Source organism: Paenibacillus sp. FSL H8-0122 (assembly GCF_038005345.1).
Taxonomy (GTDB): domain Bacteria; phylum Bacillota; class Bacilli; order Paenibacillales; family Paenibacillaceae; genus Paenibacillus_AQ.
On the sequence record NZ_JBBOTB010000001.1, the window covers coordinates 2,465,845 to 2,481,550 of the forward strand.

The window sequence follows — 15,706 nt, forward strand, 5'->3', positions numbered from 1 at the left end:
TAGAATGGAGCTTGCAGAGAATTTATGAGTTTACTTAGTGTGGAAGACGTTTCCCATAATTTCGGGGACCGGGTGTTGTTCAAGGATGTCTCCTTCCGTCTGCTGGATGGAGAGCATGTGGGAATCGTGGGTGCGAACGGCGTGGGCAAATCGACGCTGATGAATATTTTGACCGGCAAATTATTGAAGGACAACGGCAAGGTGGAGTGGACGCCGCGGGTCCGTTACGGATATCTGGATCAGCACACCCTGCTTACCGCCGGTAAAACCGTGCGCGATGTACTTAAAGATGCCTTTCTGCCGCTGCTGGAGCTGGAGCATGAGCTGCTGGCGATTACCGATAAGATGGGGGAGGCGAGTCCCGAGGAGCTGGACCTGCTGCTTGAGCAAATGGGCGATATTCAGGAGCAGCTTGATATCGGCGACTTTTACCTCATCGATGTGAAGGTTGAAGAGATGGCGAACGGACTGGGCCTGACGGCGATCGGTCTGGACCGGGATGTCACTTCCCTGAGCGGGGGACAGCGGACCAAGGTTCTGCTGGCGAAGCTGCTGCTGGAGAAACCGAATGTACTGCTGCTCGATGAGCCTACCAACTATCTCGATGTGGAGCATATTGACTGGCTGACGAATTATCTGAAGCAATATCCGTATGCGTTCATGCTGATCTCCCATGATACGGAATTCATGAACAAAGTGGTCGATGTGATCTATCATCTGGAGTTCTCGAAGCTGACCCGCTATACGGCCAATTACGAGAAATTCCTGGAGATGGCGGGGATGAACAAGGCCCAGCATATTGATGCGTACGAGAAGCAGCAGGATTTCATCAAAAAGCAGGAGGACTTCATCCAGCGCAATAAAGCGCGTGCCTCCACCTCAGGCCGGGCCAAGAGCCGGGAGAAGCAGCTTGGACGGATGGAGCGGATTGATAAGCCGGAAGAGGCGATGAAGCCTGTGTTCCAGTTCAAGGAGAGCCGGGCCAGCGGAAAGACGGTGTTCGAGGGCGTTGATTTCGAGATTGGGTATGACCGTCCGCTGCTGCCAAGCAAGCTGAATATGATCATAGAACGCGGGGACAAGATTGCGATTGTCGGTTACAACGGGGTCGGCAAATCGACGCTGCTCAAAACCATCCTGGGTGTCATCCCTACGTACAGCGGCAAAACCTACCTGGGAGACTACCTGAGTTCAGCCTATTTCCAGCAGGAGCTGAAAGCAGAGAACATCACGCCGATTGAAGACGTATGGAATGAATTCTCCGGTCTGACCCAGAATGAAGTGCGCGGCCATCTGGCCCGCTGCGGTCTCAAAAACGAGCATATCACCCGTCCGATGAACATGCTGAGCGGCGGCGAGCAGGCTAAGGTCCGCTTGTGCAAGCTGATGATGCGTGAGAGCAACTGGATTCTGTTCGATGAGCCTACGAATCACCTTGATATTGTAGCCAAGGCTGAGCTGAAGCGGGCGCTTATGGAATACAAGGGAACGATTCTGCTGGTGTCCCATGAACCGGAGTTTTACGAGGAATGGGTGACGAAGGTCTGGAATGTGGAGCAGTGGTCCGCGCAGACCGTATACTAATGGAGTCCGGGAAAAGTGGAGGTCTGCGCTTTTCCCGGTTTTTTACCAAAAACCTACATACATAGGGGGCTGTTCAGAGATGGGTCCTGATCAAAACACGCCGGTTGGCAGATATTCAAGACAGGTCCGCTTCGCGCCGTTCGGCGCAGCAGGACAGCAGGGACTGGGACGTTCCTGTGTGCTGGTTGTTGGCATGGGGGCGCTGGGAACAGGCATCGCCGAGACTTTGGCCCGCTGCGGGGTTGGGCGGCTTATCCTTGTTGACCGTGACTATGTGGAATGGAGTAACCTGCAACGCCAGCAGTTGTATACGGAAGATGATGCCCGTGTGCGCACGCCCAAGGCGGCTGCAGCCCGTACCCGGCTGATGGCGGTCAATTCGGAGATTGTGATCGAGGCTCATGTGCTGGATGTACGTGCAGAGGAGCTGGAGAGCCTGCTTCCCGGCGTGGATCTGATTATGGACGGGACCGATAATTTCGATACCCGGCTGATTATCAACGACCTGGCGCAAAAGCACGGCATTCCCTGGATCTATGGAGCCTGTGTCGGCAGTTACGGCATTACGTATACGATTCTGCCGGGTGAAACCCCCTGTCTGAATTGTCTGCTGGGCACGATTCCGCTGGGCGGGGATACCTGCGACACAGCCGGCATTCTTCCGCAAGCAGTGCAGATGGTGACCACGAACGGAACGGCTGAGGCGCTGAAGCTGCTCGGCGGGTTCAAGGACAAGCTGCGCGGCAAGCTGTTGACCTTCGATATCTGGCATAACGAGCAGCAGGAGATTGGCGTGAGGGCGGCGAAGAAGAACGACTGTCCCTCATGCGGTGAATCACGGAGCTATCCGTATCTGTCAGCCTCTAATACAGAGCGCAGCGACGTGCTGTGCGGCAGGGATACGGTGCAGATCCGTCCGGCACACCGCAGAAGTCTTGACTTGGAGGAGACGGCTGCCCGCCTGTCCAGGCTCGGCAGCGGCAAGGTGGAGCGCAACCCGTATCTGCTTTCTTTTACAGAGGAGCCGTACCGGATGGTTGTGTTCGCAGACGGGAGAGCCTTAATACATGGAACCAGTGATATCGCTGCCGCCCGCAGCTATTATCACCGGTATTTCGGTTGAATGGAGGAGAAACGTAATGAACAAAGGAACGATCCGTCATATGGCTGTATTCACACTGAAATCTGCCCCGGATTCGGAGGAGACCAGAGCTTTCCTGCGGGATGGAGCTGAGATTCTTAGCGGGATTCCGGTGGTGAAGAATTTCGAGGTGCTGCGTCAGGTCAGCGCCAAGTGTGAGCATCAGTACGGCTTCTCGATGGAGTTCGCCGATCAGGCGGCTTATGATGCTTACAATAGTCATCCGGCGCACCAGGCTTTTGTAGCAGAGCGCTGGGACACCCAGGTAGCGTCATTCCAGGAGATCGATTTCGTACAAATATAAGAAATTATAGGCTTCACACGATTAGTACCGCAAAGAGACCATTCCCCCGAATGGTCTCTTTGTTTTGCGGGAATTCTAGGTATCATCTGCAGCGGCATAGCCGGTGCAAGACTGGTACAGGGGGACTATCCCGGTGAATGAAAAGTTAGCATGGTATATACCCGGTCCGCGCCCGGATAGCCATGAAGCTGATGCAGACAGAGAGGATAGGGCTGCCGGCCATATCGGGCTAGAGGAGGCCATCCATAGCCTTGGTATAAGAACAGCAATAAGCGAAGATCTGGATAGTCTTCGCTTATTGCTCTCAGGCGGTGAGCCTGTGCTTCTGCTCGCGGAGCTGGAGGAACCCGGAGGCTGGGCGGGCTGGGAAGCTGTCTCGGAGGCGCGGAAGGAGGGGATGATTCTGCCGGTGATGGTCATATCCGGGGGGGCACCTGAAGTGAAGGGGGAAGCGGCTGTCTCCGTATTCGATGCCGGAGGCAATGAATACATGGAGAAGCCTGTACATACCGGTGAGTTCAAATGCAGAATATTGAATTTACTTAAGCTGACAGGCCGCCGCAGAGATACGGCCTCGCTGCTTAAGGTGGACGGATTGCTCCTCGATCCCGGGCGCCGGCAGGTCAGCCGGGATGGAGCCGAGCTGAAGATGACCCCCAAGGAATTCGATCTGCTGTATTATCTGGCAGAGCATCTGGGTGAAGTCTGTCCCCGTGCTGAGATATTACAGCAGGTATGGGGGTATCATTTTCATGCGGACACCAATGTGGTGGATGTCTACATCCGGCATCTGCGACTGAAGGTGGATAAAGGCCGCCGGAATAAACTGATTCATACGGTGCGTGGAACCGGATATGTACTGCGGGCACCGGAGAGCGGGGCCACAAGCTGACGGCCGCTGCGAAGCAGCTCTCCGGCTATTAGAACTTGTACTCTCTTGGTACAAGCTACAATTAAGCTTTCCGCTGTTATAGTACGCGGCGTGATTTCAGGTAGGTTTTTTTCCAGTTGCCCGAATTCAGATCGGAAATGGTCACGCCGGGTGAGCCGTAAGTGTGCAGGATCTTGCCATTGCCGGCATATACCGCTACATGGGTTACGTTCTTGCCGTTGGCCCGGCTTCCGCTGGAGAAGAACACCAGATCGCCGACACGCAGATTGGCTTTGCTGACCGATTTACCCATTTTAGATTGGGCTACGGACGTACGGGGCAGATCCACACCATATTTTTTGAAGATAAATTGAGTAAAGGAGGAGCAGTCAAAATAACGTGTAGTTGAAGTGGAGGCACCGAACTGGTAACGCGTCCCCAGATACTTTTTACCGAAGCTGACCACTTTGGAGCCGGTGGAAGATGCGGATACGGAATCGGCACTTACAGAATCGGCGGATACAGCTGAAGCGGCAGCAGGGGCTGTTCCTGCTCCGGTTGCGAGTAAGGCGCTGAACCCGATTGTTGTGCACAGACCGATTGTCATTGCTTGCTTGAACCATTGTTGCTTATTCATGTTGTATACCTCCAAGGTTGTAATGAATTCTAGTAGTTTCGTTCGTCTGATTCGTAGTATAGCAGGTTATGACAGGCCTAAATTATGGAAGAGATGGGCTAAATGCAGGCGGGATATACAATGTAAGCGTTTTATTAAAATCGCATTAAAAGTTACAAAATATTAATATTTAGCTATTTTGCTCAACAAAAAAAGCCGGGAATCCCTTGAGCATCAAGGAGAATCCCGGCTTTTCGATTTTGAAACAAAGGTTACAGCGATGTCTCCAGAAATCTATGTATTCAGTCCTTGCTCTGAATAATCAGCAGAAGTCCGCTCTCAATCTGAACGGTCCCGCTCTGCTCCAGCAGCACATTGCTCACGGCCAGGGATTGCCCTAACTTGAGGGTGGCGTTCTCCAGAGGATATTGGAAGCCCTGAAGGGTGATGCCCGTTACCTCGGGAGTCAGAGGCAGCAAGGAGACATAGGAATACCCCCGTTCCTCTACAACCGCCTGAGAGCCGGTAAGCGTAATGTAGTTGTTCGCATCCATAATAGAGCAGGCTACCTGCCGTTGCAGTGCTCTTGTCATCATTTGAATGCTGGCCAGCGTATGGTCCATGCGCGTACCCGTTACCCCGATCATCAGAATAGACTGCGGCTGGAGGTTCAGGGCAAGATCCAGGGCCATTTCACTGTCGGTGAGGTCTTTGTTGACCGGATCACAGCTTATAGTCTCCTTGCTTCCCGCCTGAATCCGCCCCAGTGCCTCAGGAGAGACAGAATCGAAATCACCAACGGCAAGCTGGGGGGTGAAGCCATGATCAATCAGGAACAGCGCTCCCCGGTCAGCACCGATAATATAATCCTCTTCATCTAATAAGCGCAGGCATTCTGCGGTCAGTTCACCGCCTGCAACAATTACAATACGCCCGGATGGCAATAGCTCCCCCTCCTTGTTGTTCAATTAAGTTCATCATCCTGAACAGTATATAGCAGTTTCAAAAGTTGTACAATTGCCCCGCTGACGCTAAAATAGGGTTAGTGCGGTTCGCCGCACCATCCCTTACGGATGATTAGGAGTGCTTGAGCGCAGGAGGTGAGAGGGATCGTTAATGTGTTGTTTGTATGTCTGGGGAATATTTGCCGTTCGCCGATGGCGGAAGCTGTGCTGCGCAGCAAGATTGAACAGCGTAAGCTTGCGGATCAGATTACAGTGGATTCTGCAGGAACGGGAGACTGGCATATCGGGAAAGCGCCGCATGAAGGGACAAGGCGTATCCTTGATCTGCATGGCATCAGCTATGAGCATATGAGAGCAAGGCTGGTAGCCAGTGAGGATTTCGAGAGATTCGAATATATCATCTGCATGGACAAGTCCAACGGGGAGAATGTGCGCAAAATTCCCGGCGGTGAGCAGTCCAAGCTGTTGTTCTTCATGGATCTGTTGCCGGATGAGGAGCTGCGTGAAGTGCCTGACCCGTATTTCACCGGTAATTTCGAGCAGGTCTATGATTTAATCAACGCCGGTTGTGATGTGCTGCTGGAACGGATTATTCAGGAGAAGATACAGCAGGCATAGTGTACAGCCGGACCGGTTGCCGTCCTTATGATTTAAGGAACGGCACCGTATGTCCGATTCGTGATGAAAGCGCAGTCAATCGTGCTGCATACATAAGTTCGTAAGATGTTCACTTTTGGGGTTCTATTTGCTGTTTCAGGAGCTGAAGAAATAGAGTAATGATTCCGGGAGCTCTTTTTGCCAAAAACCCCAAAGATGCTGGCCGTCCTTCTCGCGGTAGGACACCGTGGCCCCCTTGGCTTCAAGCATAGCCTTGGTCTCCCGGTTCATCTCCACGAAATCATAGACGCCGGTATCGGTCTTGTAGTCGCGCTCTTGAAGCCCTACAACCATATTGATCTGAAGCCAGGAGAGATCCTCCTCTTGGGATAGCAGCTCGCGGGTCTCGGGATAGTAAGCGCCGGATAGGCTGAGCACACGGCTGAATAATCCCGGATACGCCAGCGCCAGGTGGAGGGAGACACTTCCGCCCAGGGAATCACCGGCTACGATCCGCTCCTCCGGTGTGCGCCGGACAGGATAATTATGTTCAATGAAGGGAATAATCTCTTCGGCGAAGCATGCAAGGTACTGCTTGAAGCGGCTGCCGAACGGTGCGTATTCAGCGGTGCGGACTGCCACGTTCACTTCGACGCCCACTATAATGAAGGGTTCCACATCCTGCTCCAGAATCAGCTGACCAGCCAAGGTGGCAATCCGGCCGAAGTTGAAGAATTCTTCACCGTCCTGGCAGTAGACGACGGGATAGCTGAGTACTTCATTATATCCGGGGGGAAGATAGATACGCAGCTTGCGCTCTTCCTGCAGGTGTTCGCTCCACAGTGTTTGTTTTACAATTGTACGTTTCAGAAAAACAGGTTCGCTCATTGTCAAATCGTCACCCTTCATGTCGAATTTTGCTTAAGACTTAGTGTTGCGTTAAAATTAGCCAAGCGGCAAATGTGGGATATATCATTTACTTGATAAATATCCTTTAATCTGTTATAGGATATTTGAACGCCTGTTATACATACAAAATTTATGGAAACATAAATTTTATGCGTATTTCTTTGACGAAACAGATACAACAGGTGTATAATAATTCTATAACAGAGACCACTGATATTCAAATTTTTTTATTGAGGTGAAGATAATGACTAGAGTTCCTTATGAAGTGTATACAGAGGACGTTGAAGCCCTTACGGTTCTTTCCCCGGATGGAGAAATTATCAACAAGGAAATGATGCCTGACCTTACTGATGACCAACTGAAAGAAATTATGTACCGTATGGTATTTACCCGTACCTGGGATGACCGTGCTGTTAACTTGGGCCGTCAAGGCCGTCTAGGCTTCTACGCTCCGGTATCCGGACAGGAAGCTACAATGATCGGCAGCGAGTACGCTTTGCAGAAGGAAGATTTCGTCTGCCCGGGCTACCGTGATATTCCACAGCTCGTATGGCATGGCCTTCCGTTATATCAGGCGTTCCTGTATTCCCGCGGACATCAGCATGGCGGACAGATTCCTGATGGCGTGAATGTACTGATGCCTCAGATCATTATCGGAGCACAGATCCTTCATGCTACCGGTATTGCTATGGGCTTCAAATTGAAGAAACAGCAGAACGTTGCAATCACATATACCGGTGACGGCGGTTCGTCTGAAGGCGACTTCTACGAAGGCCTTAACTATGCAGGAGTATATAAGCTGCCGGTGATCTTCTTCGTTCAGAACAACGGCTATGCCATCACTACTCCGTTCTCGAAGCAGACAGCAGCGAAATCCATTGCCCACAAGGCGGTTGCCGCAGGGATTCCCGGAATCAAGATCGACGGTATGGACGTCTTTGCAGTAATCTCTGCTGTACAGCAGGCTGCTGAACGTGCCCGCAAAGGCGAAGGCGCCACACTGATCGAAGCGGTAACCTACCGTTTCCGTCCGCATTCCCTGTCCGATGATGCCAGTAAGTACCGTACGAAGGAAGAAGAAGGTCAATGGAATGAGAAAGATCCGATTGCCCGTCTCGCCAAGTACCTGGAGAAGAAAGGCCTCTGGACAGAAGAGGACACTCTGCGCGTAAGAGAAGAAGCGAAAGCAACGGTTAACGAGCAGATTAAGAAAGCAGAACAGACCGAAAAAATGACCATTCCCGGCTTGATCGACAGCATGTTCGAGGTAACTCCGAAACATCTTGAAGAACAAAAAGCCGATTTTGAATAAGGGGGATATCAGGCAATGGCACAGATGAATATGAAAGAAGCAATTCGTGACGCAATGCGCGTTGAACTGACTCGTGACCCCAATGTTCTTATCTTCGGAGAAGACGTTGGTAATGTTGGCGGCGTATTCCGTGTAACGGAAGGGCTGCAGAAGGAATTTGGCGAGGAGCGCGTATTCGATACACCGCTGGCAGAGTCCGCCATTGGCGGTTTGGCTTTCGGTCTTGGCGTGCAGGGCTTCCGCCCGATCGCTGAGATCCAGTTCGTTGGGTTCATCTTCGAAGCGCTTGATCAGATCGTTATTCAGGCAGCGCGCCTGCGCTGGCGTTCCGGGGGCAAGTACAATGCTCCTGTAGTCTTCCGCACTCCATTCGGCGGCGGCGTTAAGGCAGCCGAGCTGCATACCGATTCCCTGGAAGGCCTGATTGCCCAGAGTCCTGGTATCAAGGTAGTTATTCCTTCTAACCCATACGATGCGAAGGGACTGCTGATTGCTTCGATCCGCGACAATGACCCTGTATTCTTCATGGAGCACTTGAACCTGTACCATGCTTTCCGTGCAGAGGTGCCTGAAGGTGAATATACCGTTGAACTCGGCAAAGCGAATGTAGTTCGCGAAGGTACGGATGTATCTATCATTACCTACGGTCTAATGGTACATACAGCGACCAAAGCGGCCGACCAGCTCGAAAAAGAAGGCATCAAAGTCGAAATTATCGACCTTCGTACCGTTAGCCCGATTGATATCGACACCATCGTGGCTTCCATCAAGAAGACTAACCGTGCGATTGTTGTGCAAGAAGCTCAGAAGAGCTCCGGCGTAGCCGCTGAGGTTATTGCCCAGATTAATGAAAAAGCTCTGCTGCACCTGGAAGCCCCTGTGCTTCGTGTAGCAGGTCCAGATACAATTTTCCCGTTTGCTCAAATCGAAGATACTTGGATTCCTACCCCTGCACGTGTCATCACGGCAGTTAAGAAAGTCATGGAATTCTAGGAAGTAACGACCTTGCCGTCCTTGTATAAAGGGCGGCAGCCGTTTCTATCTTCTACCAAACAGAGCTGTTGGAATAACTCAACATAATTTATAGGAGGTTATCAAGGTGGCAAAATTTGAGTACCGGTTCCCTGAGCTGGGCGAAGGTCTGCATGAAGGCGAAATTATCAAAATGCATATCAAAGCCGGCGACAAAGTAACCGATGACGATATCGTAATGGAAGTTCAGAACGACAAGGCGGTAGTAGAGGTTCCTTGTCCGGTCAACGGCACAGTGCTTGAAGTCTTCACCAAGGACGGCCAAGTATGCCGTGTAGGGGAAGTTGTAGCCATTATTGATGCAGAAGGCGACATCCCTGAGCAAGAGGGTGGCCATCCGGCAGAGCAGGCTTCCCAGGAAGCTGATGCAGCCAAGGGCGGAGCGGATACTACTTCTTCTCCGGCAACCAGCAGCCCGGCTACTGGCGGAGCAACGAACTTCGAATACAAGTTCCCTGAACTGGGCGAAGGCCTGCATGAAGGGGAAATCATCAAGATGCACATCAAGGTTGGAGACAAAATCACCGACGACGATATCATTATGGAAGTTCAGAATGATAAAGCGGTGGTGGAAGTTCCTTCCCCAGTCAACGGTACTGTAGTCGAAGTGTTCACCAAAGACGGCCAGATCTGCCGTGTAGGTGAAGTTGTGGCTATCATTGCTGCAGAAGGCGATGTTCCTCAGCAGGAGGGCGGCCACGCTGAAGCATCCGGTGCCCAGGCAGCAGCTCCTTCCCAAGGTACTGCACCGGCAGCGGCGGCAGCTCCAGCCCCTGACCGTGAAGTGCTGGCAACACCAAGCGTGCGTAAATATGCCCGTGACAAGAGCGTAGATATCTCCAAGGTGAACGGCTCCGGCAAGAACGGTAAGATCACACTTGAAGATGTGGAAGCCTTCCTGAAGGGCGGCTCTGCAGCACCAGCAGCGGCTCCTGCAGCATCTGCACCGGCAGCAGCAGAAGCGCCAAAAGCTAAGGCAGCAGCTGCACCAGCAGCTTCCGCTTCCGGCAATGCTAACCTGGAAGAAGAACGCGTACCATTCAAGGGTATCCGTAAAGCGATTGCCAATGCTATGGTTAAATCGGCTTACACTGCACCGCATGTTACCATCATGGACGAAGTGGATGTTACGGAGCTTGTAGCCTTCCGTGCCCGCATGAAGCCGGTAGCAGAGAAGAAGGGCGTGAAGGTTACTTATCTTCCGTTCATCGTGAAGGCACTCGTGGCCGCTTCCCGTCAGTTCCCTGCGCTTAACGCGATGATTGACGAAGCTACGAACGAAATTGTCTACAAGAAGTACTACAACATCGGTATTGCTACAGATACAGACAACGGCCTGATCGTTCCTGTCATCAAGGATGCTGACCGTAAGAGTATCTGGATGATCGCAAGCGCGATTACAGATCTGGCTGTACGCGGACGCGACGGCAAGCTGGCTCCGAATGAAATGAAGGGCAGCACGATCTCGATCAGCAACATCGGCTCTGCCGGCGGTATGTTCTTCACTCCGATTATCAACTTCCCTGAAGTTGCTATTCTCGGAACCGGACGTATCACTGAGAAGCCTGTTGTGAAGAACGGCGAAATCGTAGCAGCACCTGTAATGGCTCTGTCCCTGAGCTTTGACCACCGGATTATTGACGGCGCAACAGCACAGAATTTCATGAATTACATTAAGACCCTGCTTGCAAATCCTGATATGTTAGTTATGGAGGTGTAATTAATGGTAGTCGGAGACGCTTCAATCGAAATCGACACATTGGTAATTGGTGCAGGTCCCGGCGGGTATGTGGCGGCAATCCGTGCCGCCCAGCTCGGCCAGAAGGTAATCATTGTAGATAAATCGGAACTCGGCGGCGTATGCTTGAACCGCGGCTGTATTCCTTCCAAGGCCCTGATCTCGGCCGCACATCAATTCGAGGCTGCCCAGCACGGTGAAGTATTCGGTGTTACTGCCGAGAACGTCAAGGTGGACTGGTCCAAGACTCAGGCCTTCAAGAACGGCGTAGTCAAGAAAATGACTTCCGGCGTTACCAGCCTGATGAAGGGCAACAAGATCGAAGTATTCAGCGGAGAAGCTATGTTCATCAGCACAAACGAAGCCCGTCTGTTCAATGATCATGAATCCCCGCGCTATAAGTTCAATAACTGCATTATCGCAACGGGCTCCCGTCCGATTGAACTGAAGCCATTCCCGTTCGGCGGACGCATCCTGTCCTCCACGGAAGCGCTGGATCTGCCTGAAATCCCTAAGAGCATGATCGTTATCGGCGGCGGCTACATTGGTGCGGAGCTGGGTCAGATGTACTCCAAATTCGGCACCAAGGTTACCATCATTGAAGGTCTGGATACTGTTCTGCCTGGCTTCGACAAAGACATGACCCGTCTGGTTGCCAAGAATATGGCTAAGACCGGCATTGAAATTGTGACTAACGCCAAAGCGGAATCTGCGGTTCAGAACGATAAGGAAGTTACTGTGAAGTACTCCGTAGGCGGAGAGTCCAAAGAAGTGACTGCCGAATACCTGCTGGTAACCGTAGGACGCCGTCCGAATACTGACGGCGAGCTGGGCCTGGATCTGATCGGCGTTGAGCTGGATGACCGCGGTCTGGTGAAGGTAGACCATCAGGGACGGACTAACATTCCTAACATTTTCGCAATCGGCGATATCGTTCCGGGTCTCGCCCTGGCGCACAAAGCTTCTTACGAAGGTAAGATTGCTGCGGAAGCCATTGCCGGACACAAATCGGTTGTGGATTACAAGGTAATGCCGGCTGTAGTCTTCACAGATCCTGAATGCTCCAGCGTAGGCCTGACTGAGAAGGAAGCGAAGGATAAGGGCTATGCGGTTAAGGCCGGCAAGTTCCCGTTCGCAGGCAACGGCCGTGCCGTGTCCCTGAATGCTCCTGAAGGCTTCATCAAGATTGTAGCGAAGAGCGACAACAATCAGGTGCTTGGCGCGCAAATCGTCGGTATCGAAGCTTCCAACCTGATCGCTGAGCTGGGTCTGGCGATTGAAATGGGTGCAACGCTTGAAGATATCGCACTGACCATCCATGCGCATCCAACCCTTGGCGAGATCGTTATGGAAGCGGCTGAGCTGGTAGAAGGCCACCCGATCCACGTAATGAAATAATAACCGCTTAAGCTTATGCGGTAAGAATCCAAGAGGATGTTTCCGAAGCCATGCAGATGGTCAGGGAACATCCTTTTTTAGATAATGCCTGAAGTCTCTGTCATGAACGTTCGGAAATAGCTGGCAGCCAGCCCAATTCGGGTAGATAAATGTTTGTTTTTTTGCGTTTTTTTATCGTTAGGGAAGTTACAACGACCGTCAGCTCATGGTAAACTGATAGAAGAAAAAAGAGAGTGGGGTGTGATACGGCTTGCGTAATTACTTGGATTTATTGCAGGATATTCTCGACAACGGTACAGCTAAGAGCGACCGGACAGGTACAGGTACAGTGTCCGTCTTCGGGCGTCAGCTCCGCTTCGATCTGTCGAAGGGCTTCCCGCTGATGACCACCAAGCGCATTCATCTGAAGTCGGTGGTACATGAGCTTCTATGGTTCCTCAAAGGGGATACCAATACAACGTATCTGAAGGAGAATGGCGTCTCGATCTGGGATGAATGGGCCGATGAGAACGGGGAGCTGGGACCGGTATACGGTTCGCAGTGGCGGGCCTGGGAGAGCAAGGACGGGCAGCATATCGATCAGATTGCGAATGTGATTGATTCGATTAAGCATAATCCCGATTCACGGCGGCATATCGTCAGTGCGTGGAATGTAGGCGAGATCGAGCAGATGAAGCTTCCGCCCTGCCATTTCGTGTTTCAGTTCTATGTAGCAGGCGGCAAGCTTTCCTGCATGCTTACGATGCGTTCGGTGGATACGTTCCTTGGGCTTCCGTTTAACATTGCCAGCTACGCGCTGCTTACGCATATGGTGGCCCAGCAGACGGGGCTTGAGGTCGGAGAATTCATCTGGTCCGGCGGAGATGTGCATATATATACAAATCATATGGAACAAGTGGCTACACAGCTTGCACGGGAGCCTTATGCGCTGCCGAAGCTTAACATCCGCAGAGTACCGGACAGTATTTTTGATTATACCTTTGAGGATTTTGAATTTACCGACTATGTCTATCATCCGGGAATCAAGGCACCGGTTGCTATATGAGTATTACCATGATATGGGCGATGGCCTCAAATGGCGTAATTGGCAAAAATAATGACATGCCCTGGCATTTGCCGCTGGATTTCGCTTATTTCAAAGCAGAGACACTCGGCAAGCGGATGCTGATGGGCCGAAAAACCTGGGAGTCGCTGGGCAGCAAGCCGCTGAAGGGCCGTACCAGCCTGATTCTGACCCGTGATAAGAGCTTCGCACCCGAAGGGGCTGAGGTCATCCATACGCTGGCTGAGGCGCTGGCTGAGGGGTGCAAGGAGGATGAGCTGATGGTGATCGGCGGAGCCGAGATCTATAGCTTGATGCTGCCGTATGCCGACAAGCTGCGTGTTACACGGATAGAGGCGGAGATTGAAGGCGATACGAGATTCCCTGAGGTAGACTGGAGCCAGTGGAAGGAAGTTTCCAATACACCGGGACTCAAGAATGAGCAGAATCCGTATGATTATCGTTTTATGGTGTATGACCGCAAGGAGTGACAATGAAGCGTTTTCTCTGACACAAGATGTGAAATAGTACAAATAATCAGCAGATTAGTCCATTACAGTGCGAAAGTATTGAATGCTAATATAATTAAAATTAGAAATGGTGTACTATACATCAACACGAAGAGAACGGATGGGGGAAACGTATATATGTCTACACCTACTGGATTTATGGAGTATAAGCGCCAGCTCCCAGGGGACCGCGATCCCGAGCAGCGCGTGAAGGATTGGGAAGAATTCCACGAGCATCTGACCGAGGACGAGCTTCGGACCCAGGGTGCCCGTTGTATGGATTGCGGCACACCGTATTGCCACACCGGTATGGATATGAGCGGCGGTACTTCAGGCTGTCCCGTGCATAACCTGATTCCGGAGTGGAATAACCTGGTCTACCGGGGCTTGTGGAAGGAAGCGCTGGAGCGCCTGCACAAGACGAATAACTTCCCTGAATTCACCGGCAGCATCTGTCCTGCACCTTGCGAGGGCTCCTGTACCGTCGGTCTGATTGGACAGCCTGTTACGATTAAGACGATCGAGCTGGCCATTGTGGACAAGGGCTTTGAAGAGGGCTGGGTAGTCCCGAGTCCGCCGGAGAAGCGTACAGGCAAACGGATCGCCATTGTCGGCTCCGGTCCGGCAGGACTGGCCGCAGCAGCGCAGCTGAATAAGGCGGGTCACACGGTAACGGTCTTCGAGCGCAGTGACCGGATCGGCGGCCTTCTGATGTACGGCATTCCGACGATGAAGCTGGACAAACGTGTCGTTCAGCGCCGCGTCGATCTGCTGGCTGCAGAAGGTATCGAGTTCGTGGTTAACACTGAGATTGGCAAAGACATTCCGGCGCAGCAACTGGTGGATGAATATGATGCCGTTGTTCTCTGCGGCGGTGCGACCAAGGCAAGACGCTTCAATGTGGAGGGTCATGACCTCAAAGGGGTTATGTATGCCATGGATTACCTGAACGGCACGATCAAAAGCTATCTGAATTCCAATCTGGAGGATGGCAATTACGTATCCGCCGCAGGCAAGGATGTCATCGTACTTGGCGGAGGCGACACCGGCTCTGACTGTGTCGCGACCTCCCTGCGCCATGGCTGCAACAGCATTACCCAATTCGGCACGCATGACAAAGCGCCGCTTACGCGTGATCCGATTGCCAACCCTTGGCCGCAATTCCCGAATGTCTATACGCTGGATTATGCCCAGCAGGAAGCCAAGGCGGTCTTCGGTGAAGATCCGCGCGAATTCTCGATCATGACGACGAAATTTGTCGGTGATGATGAAGGCAACCTGAAGGAGCTGCACACCGTGCAGATCCGCCGTATGGTGGATGAGACCGGACGGAAGATCTACCAGCCGGTTCCGGGCACCGAGGCTGTCTATCCGGCCCAGCTGGCGCTGATTGCGATTGGCTTCGACGGACCGGAACAGGATATCATTGAGGAGCTTAAGCTGGATACGGACCGCCGTACCAATGTGAAGGCCCGTTATGGCAAATTCAACACAAATGTGGATAAAGTATTCGCAGCCGGAGATATGCGCCGCGGACAGAGTCTGGTGGTATGGGCTATCAACGAGGGACGCGAAGCAGCGCGTGAAGTGGATAAATACCTGATGGGTTCGACTGTACTTGCTTAATTCTATATGTACGAAAAAGCCGTCCTTCAGCATTGCTGAGAGACGGCTTTTTATTATGCTCT

General features: G+C 52.2%; 15 protein-coding genes. 12 read left to right on the forward strand and 3 right to left on the reverse strand.

The genetic code is table 11. The features are described 5' to 3' along the window. The first annotated feature begins 24 nt into the window (after nucleotides 1-24). The 4 genes from NSS64_RS10855 to NSS64_RS10870 all read left to right on the forward strand — a co-directional run bounded on the left by NSS64_RS10855 (nucleotide 25) and on the right by NSS64_RS10870 (nucleotide 3,921). Nucleotides 25-1,584, forward strand: coding sequence for an ABC-F family ATP-binding cassette domain-containing protein (locus tag NSS64_RS10855; RefSeq protein ID WP_341140076.1), 1,560 nt, complete (start codon nucleotides 25-27; stop codon nucleotides 1,582-1,584). 79 nt (nucleotides 1,585-1,663) lie between these two features. Next, nucleotides 1,664-2,707, forward strand: a complete 1,044-nt coding sequence (locus NSS64_RS10860; protein WP_341140077.1) for a ThiF family adenylyltransferase — start codon at nucleotides 1,664-1,666, stop codon at nucleotides 2,705-2,707. Nucleotides 2,708-2,723: 16 nt separating this feature from the next. Then, complete coding sequence (locus NSS64_RS10865; protein WP_341140078.1) at nucleotides 2,724-3,029, forward strand: Dabb family protein; 306 nt, start codon at nucleotides 2,724-2,726, stop codon at nucleotides 3,027-3,029. A 133-nt stretch (nucleotides 3,030-3,162) separates the two neighbouring features. Then, entirely contained in the window at nucleotides 3,163-3,921 is a 759-nt protein-coding gene (locus NSS64_RS10870; RefSeq protein ID WP_341140079.1) for a winged helix-turn-helix domain-containing protein, read from the forward strand. 76 nt (nucleotides 3,922-3,997) lie between these two features. On the opposite strand, the gene NSS64_RS10875 is transcribed toward NSS64_RS10870, so the two are convergent. Both NSS64_RS10875 and NSS64_RS10880 read right to left on the reverse strand, forming a co-directional pair. Then, nucleotides 3,998-4,537, reverse strand: coding sequence for a C40 family peptidase (locus tag NSS64_RS10875; protein ID WP_340940304.1), 540 nt, complete (start codon nucleotides 4,535-4,537; stop codon nucleotides 3,998-4,000). A 281-nt stretch (nucleotides 4,538-4,818) separates the two neighbouring features. After that, nucleotides 4,819-5,460, reverse strand: coding sequence for a thiamine diphosphokinase (locus tag NSS64_RS10880; RefSeq protein ID WP_341142795.1), 642 nt, complete (start codon nucleotides 5,458-5,460; stop codon nucleotides 4,819-4,821). A gap of 165 nt (nucleotides 5,461-5,625) precedes the next feature. Here NSS64_RS10880 and NSS64_RS10885 point away from each other — a divergent pair, with 165 nt between their 5' ends. Then, nucleotides 5,626-6,099 (forward strand): low molecular weight protein-tyrosine-phosphatase, encoded by a 474-nt coding sequence (locus NSS64_RS10885; RefSeq protein WP_341142796.1) that lies wholly within the window; start codon nucleotides 5,626-5,628, stop codon nucleotides 6,097-6,099. 135 nt (nucleotides 6,100-6,234) lie between these two features. Here NSS64_RS10885 and NSS64_RS10890 read toward each other — a convergent pair whose 3' ends face one another. Next, nucleotides 6,235-6,966, reverse strand: a complete 732-nt coding sequence (locus tag NSS64_RS10890; RefSeq protein ID WP_076079333.1) for an alpha/beta hydrolase — start codon at nucleotides 6,964-6,966, stop codon at nucleotides 6,235-6,237. 265 nt (nucleotides 6,967-7,231) lie between these two features. Between NSS64_RS10890 and pdhA the strand changes: the two genes are divergently transcribed. The 7 genes from pdhA (at nucleotide 7,232) to NSS64_RS10925 (ending at nucleotide 15,644) form a co-directional block, all read left to right on the forward strand. Then, nucleotides 7,232-8,299 carry a pyruvate dehydrogenase (acetyl-transferring) E1 component subunit alpha gene (gene pdhA / locus NSS64_RS10895; protein WP_340753349.1) on the forward strand — a complete coding sequence of 356 codons (1,068 nt, stop codon included), beginning with the start codon at nucleotides 7,232-7,234 and terminating at the stop codon, nucleotides 8,297-8,299. Nucleotides 8,300-8,314: 15 nt separating this feature from the next. Further along, nucleotides 8,315-9,292, forward strand: a complete 978-nt coding sequence (locus tag NSS64_RS10900) for an alpha-ketoacid dehydrogenase subunit beta (RefSeq protein WP_036726449.1) — start codon at nucleotides 8,315-8,317, stop codon at nucleotides 9,290-9,292. Nucleotides 9,293-9,398: 106 nt separating this feature from the next. Beyond that, complete coding sequence (locus NSS64_RS10905) at nucleotides 9,399-11,051, forward strand: 2-oxo acid dehydrogenase subunit E2 (RefSeq protein ID WP_340940306.1); 1,653 nt, start codon at nucleotides 9,399-9,401, stop codon at nucleotides 11,049-11,051. 3 nt (nucleotides 11,052-11,054) lie between these two features. Next, nucleotides 11,055-12,467 carry a dihydrolipoyl dehydrogenase gene (gene lpdA, locus NSS64_RS10910; RefSeq protein WP_076079331.1) on the forward strand — a complete coding sequence of 471 codons (1,413 nt, stop codon included), beginning with the start codon at nucleotides 11,055-11,057 and terminating at the stop codon, nucleotides 12,465-12,467. Nucleotides 12,468-12,717: 250 nt separating this feature from the next. Next, a complete protein-coding gene (gene thyA, locus NSS64_RS10915) occupies nucleotides 12,718-13,512 on the forward strand; it encodes a thymidylate synthase (protein WP_341140080.1) in 795 nt (264 codons plus the stop codon). Next, entirely contained in the window at nucleotides 13,509-14,000 is a 492-nt protein-coding gene (locus tag NSS64_RS10920; RefSeq protein WP_341140081.1) for a dihydrofolate reductase, read from the forward strand. The genes thyA and NSS64_RS10920 overlap by 4 nt, the downstream gene beginning before the upstream one ends. Before the next feature lie 156 nt (nucleotides 14,001-14,156). Next, nucleotides 14,157-15,644: a glutamate synthase subunit beta gene (locus NSS64_RS10925; protein WP_340940310.1), complete on the forward strand. Its 1,488-nt coding sequence runs from the start codon at nucleotides 14,157-14,159 to the stop codon at nucleotides 15,642-15,644. The last annotated feature ends 62 nt before the right edge of the window (nucleotides 15,645-15,706 follow it).

What these genes read in the sequence shown, in the direction of transcription:
- NSS64_RS10920 (WP_341140081.1), top strand. Translation starts at nt 13,509, where the DNA reads ATGAGTATTACCATGATATGGGCGATGGCCTCAAATGGCGTAATTGGC.
- NSS64_RS10865 (WP_341140078.1), top strand. Translation starts at nt 2,724, where the DNA reads ATGAACAAAGGAACGATCCGTCATATGGCTGTATTCACACTGAAATCT.
- pdhA (WP_340753349.1), top strand. Translation starts at nt 7,232, where the DNA reads ATGACTAGAGTTCCTTATGAAGTGTATACAGAGGACGTTGAAGCCCTT.
- lpdA (WP_076079331.1), top strand. Translation starts at nt 11,055, where the DNA reads ATGGTAGTCGGAGACGCTTCAATCGAAATCGACACATTGGTAATTGGT.
- NSS64_RS10890 (WP_076079333.1), bottom strand. Translation starts at nt 6,966, where the DNA reads ATGAGCGAACCTGTTTTTCTGAAACGTACAATTGTAAAACAAACACTG.
- NSS64_RS10925 (WP_340940310.1), top strand. Translation starts at nt 14,157, where the DNA reads ATGTCTACACCTACTGGATTTATGGAGTATAAGCGCCAGCTCCCAGGG.
- NSS64_RS10875 (WP_340940304.1), bottom strand. Translation starts at nt 4,537, where the DNA reads ATGAATAAGCAACAATGGTTCAAGCAAGCAATGACAATCGGTCTGTGC.
- NSS64_RS10855 (WP_341140076.1), top strand. Translation starts at nt 25, where the DNA reads ATGAGTTTACTTAGTGTGGAAGACGTTTCCCATAATTTCGGGGACCGG.
- NSS64_RS10900 (WP_036726449.1), top strand. Translation starts at nt 8,315, where the DNA reads ATGGCACAGATGAATATGAAAGAAGCAATTCGTGACGCAATGCGCGTT.
- NSS64_RS10860 (WP_341140077.1), top strand. Translation starts at nt 1,664, where the DNA reads ATGGGTCCTGATCAAAACACGCCGGTTGGCAGATATTCAAGACAGGTC.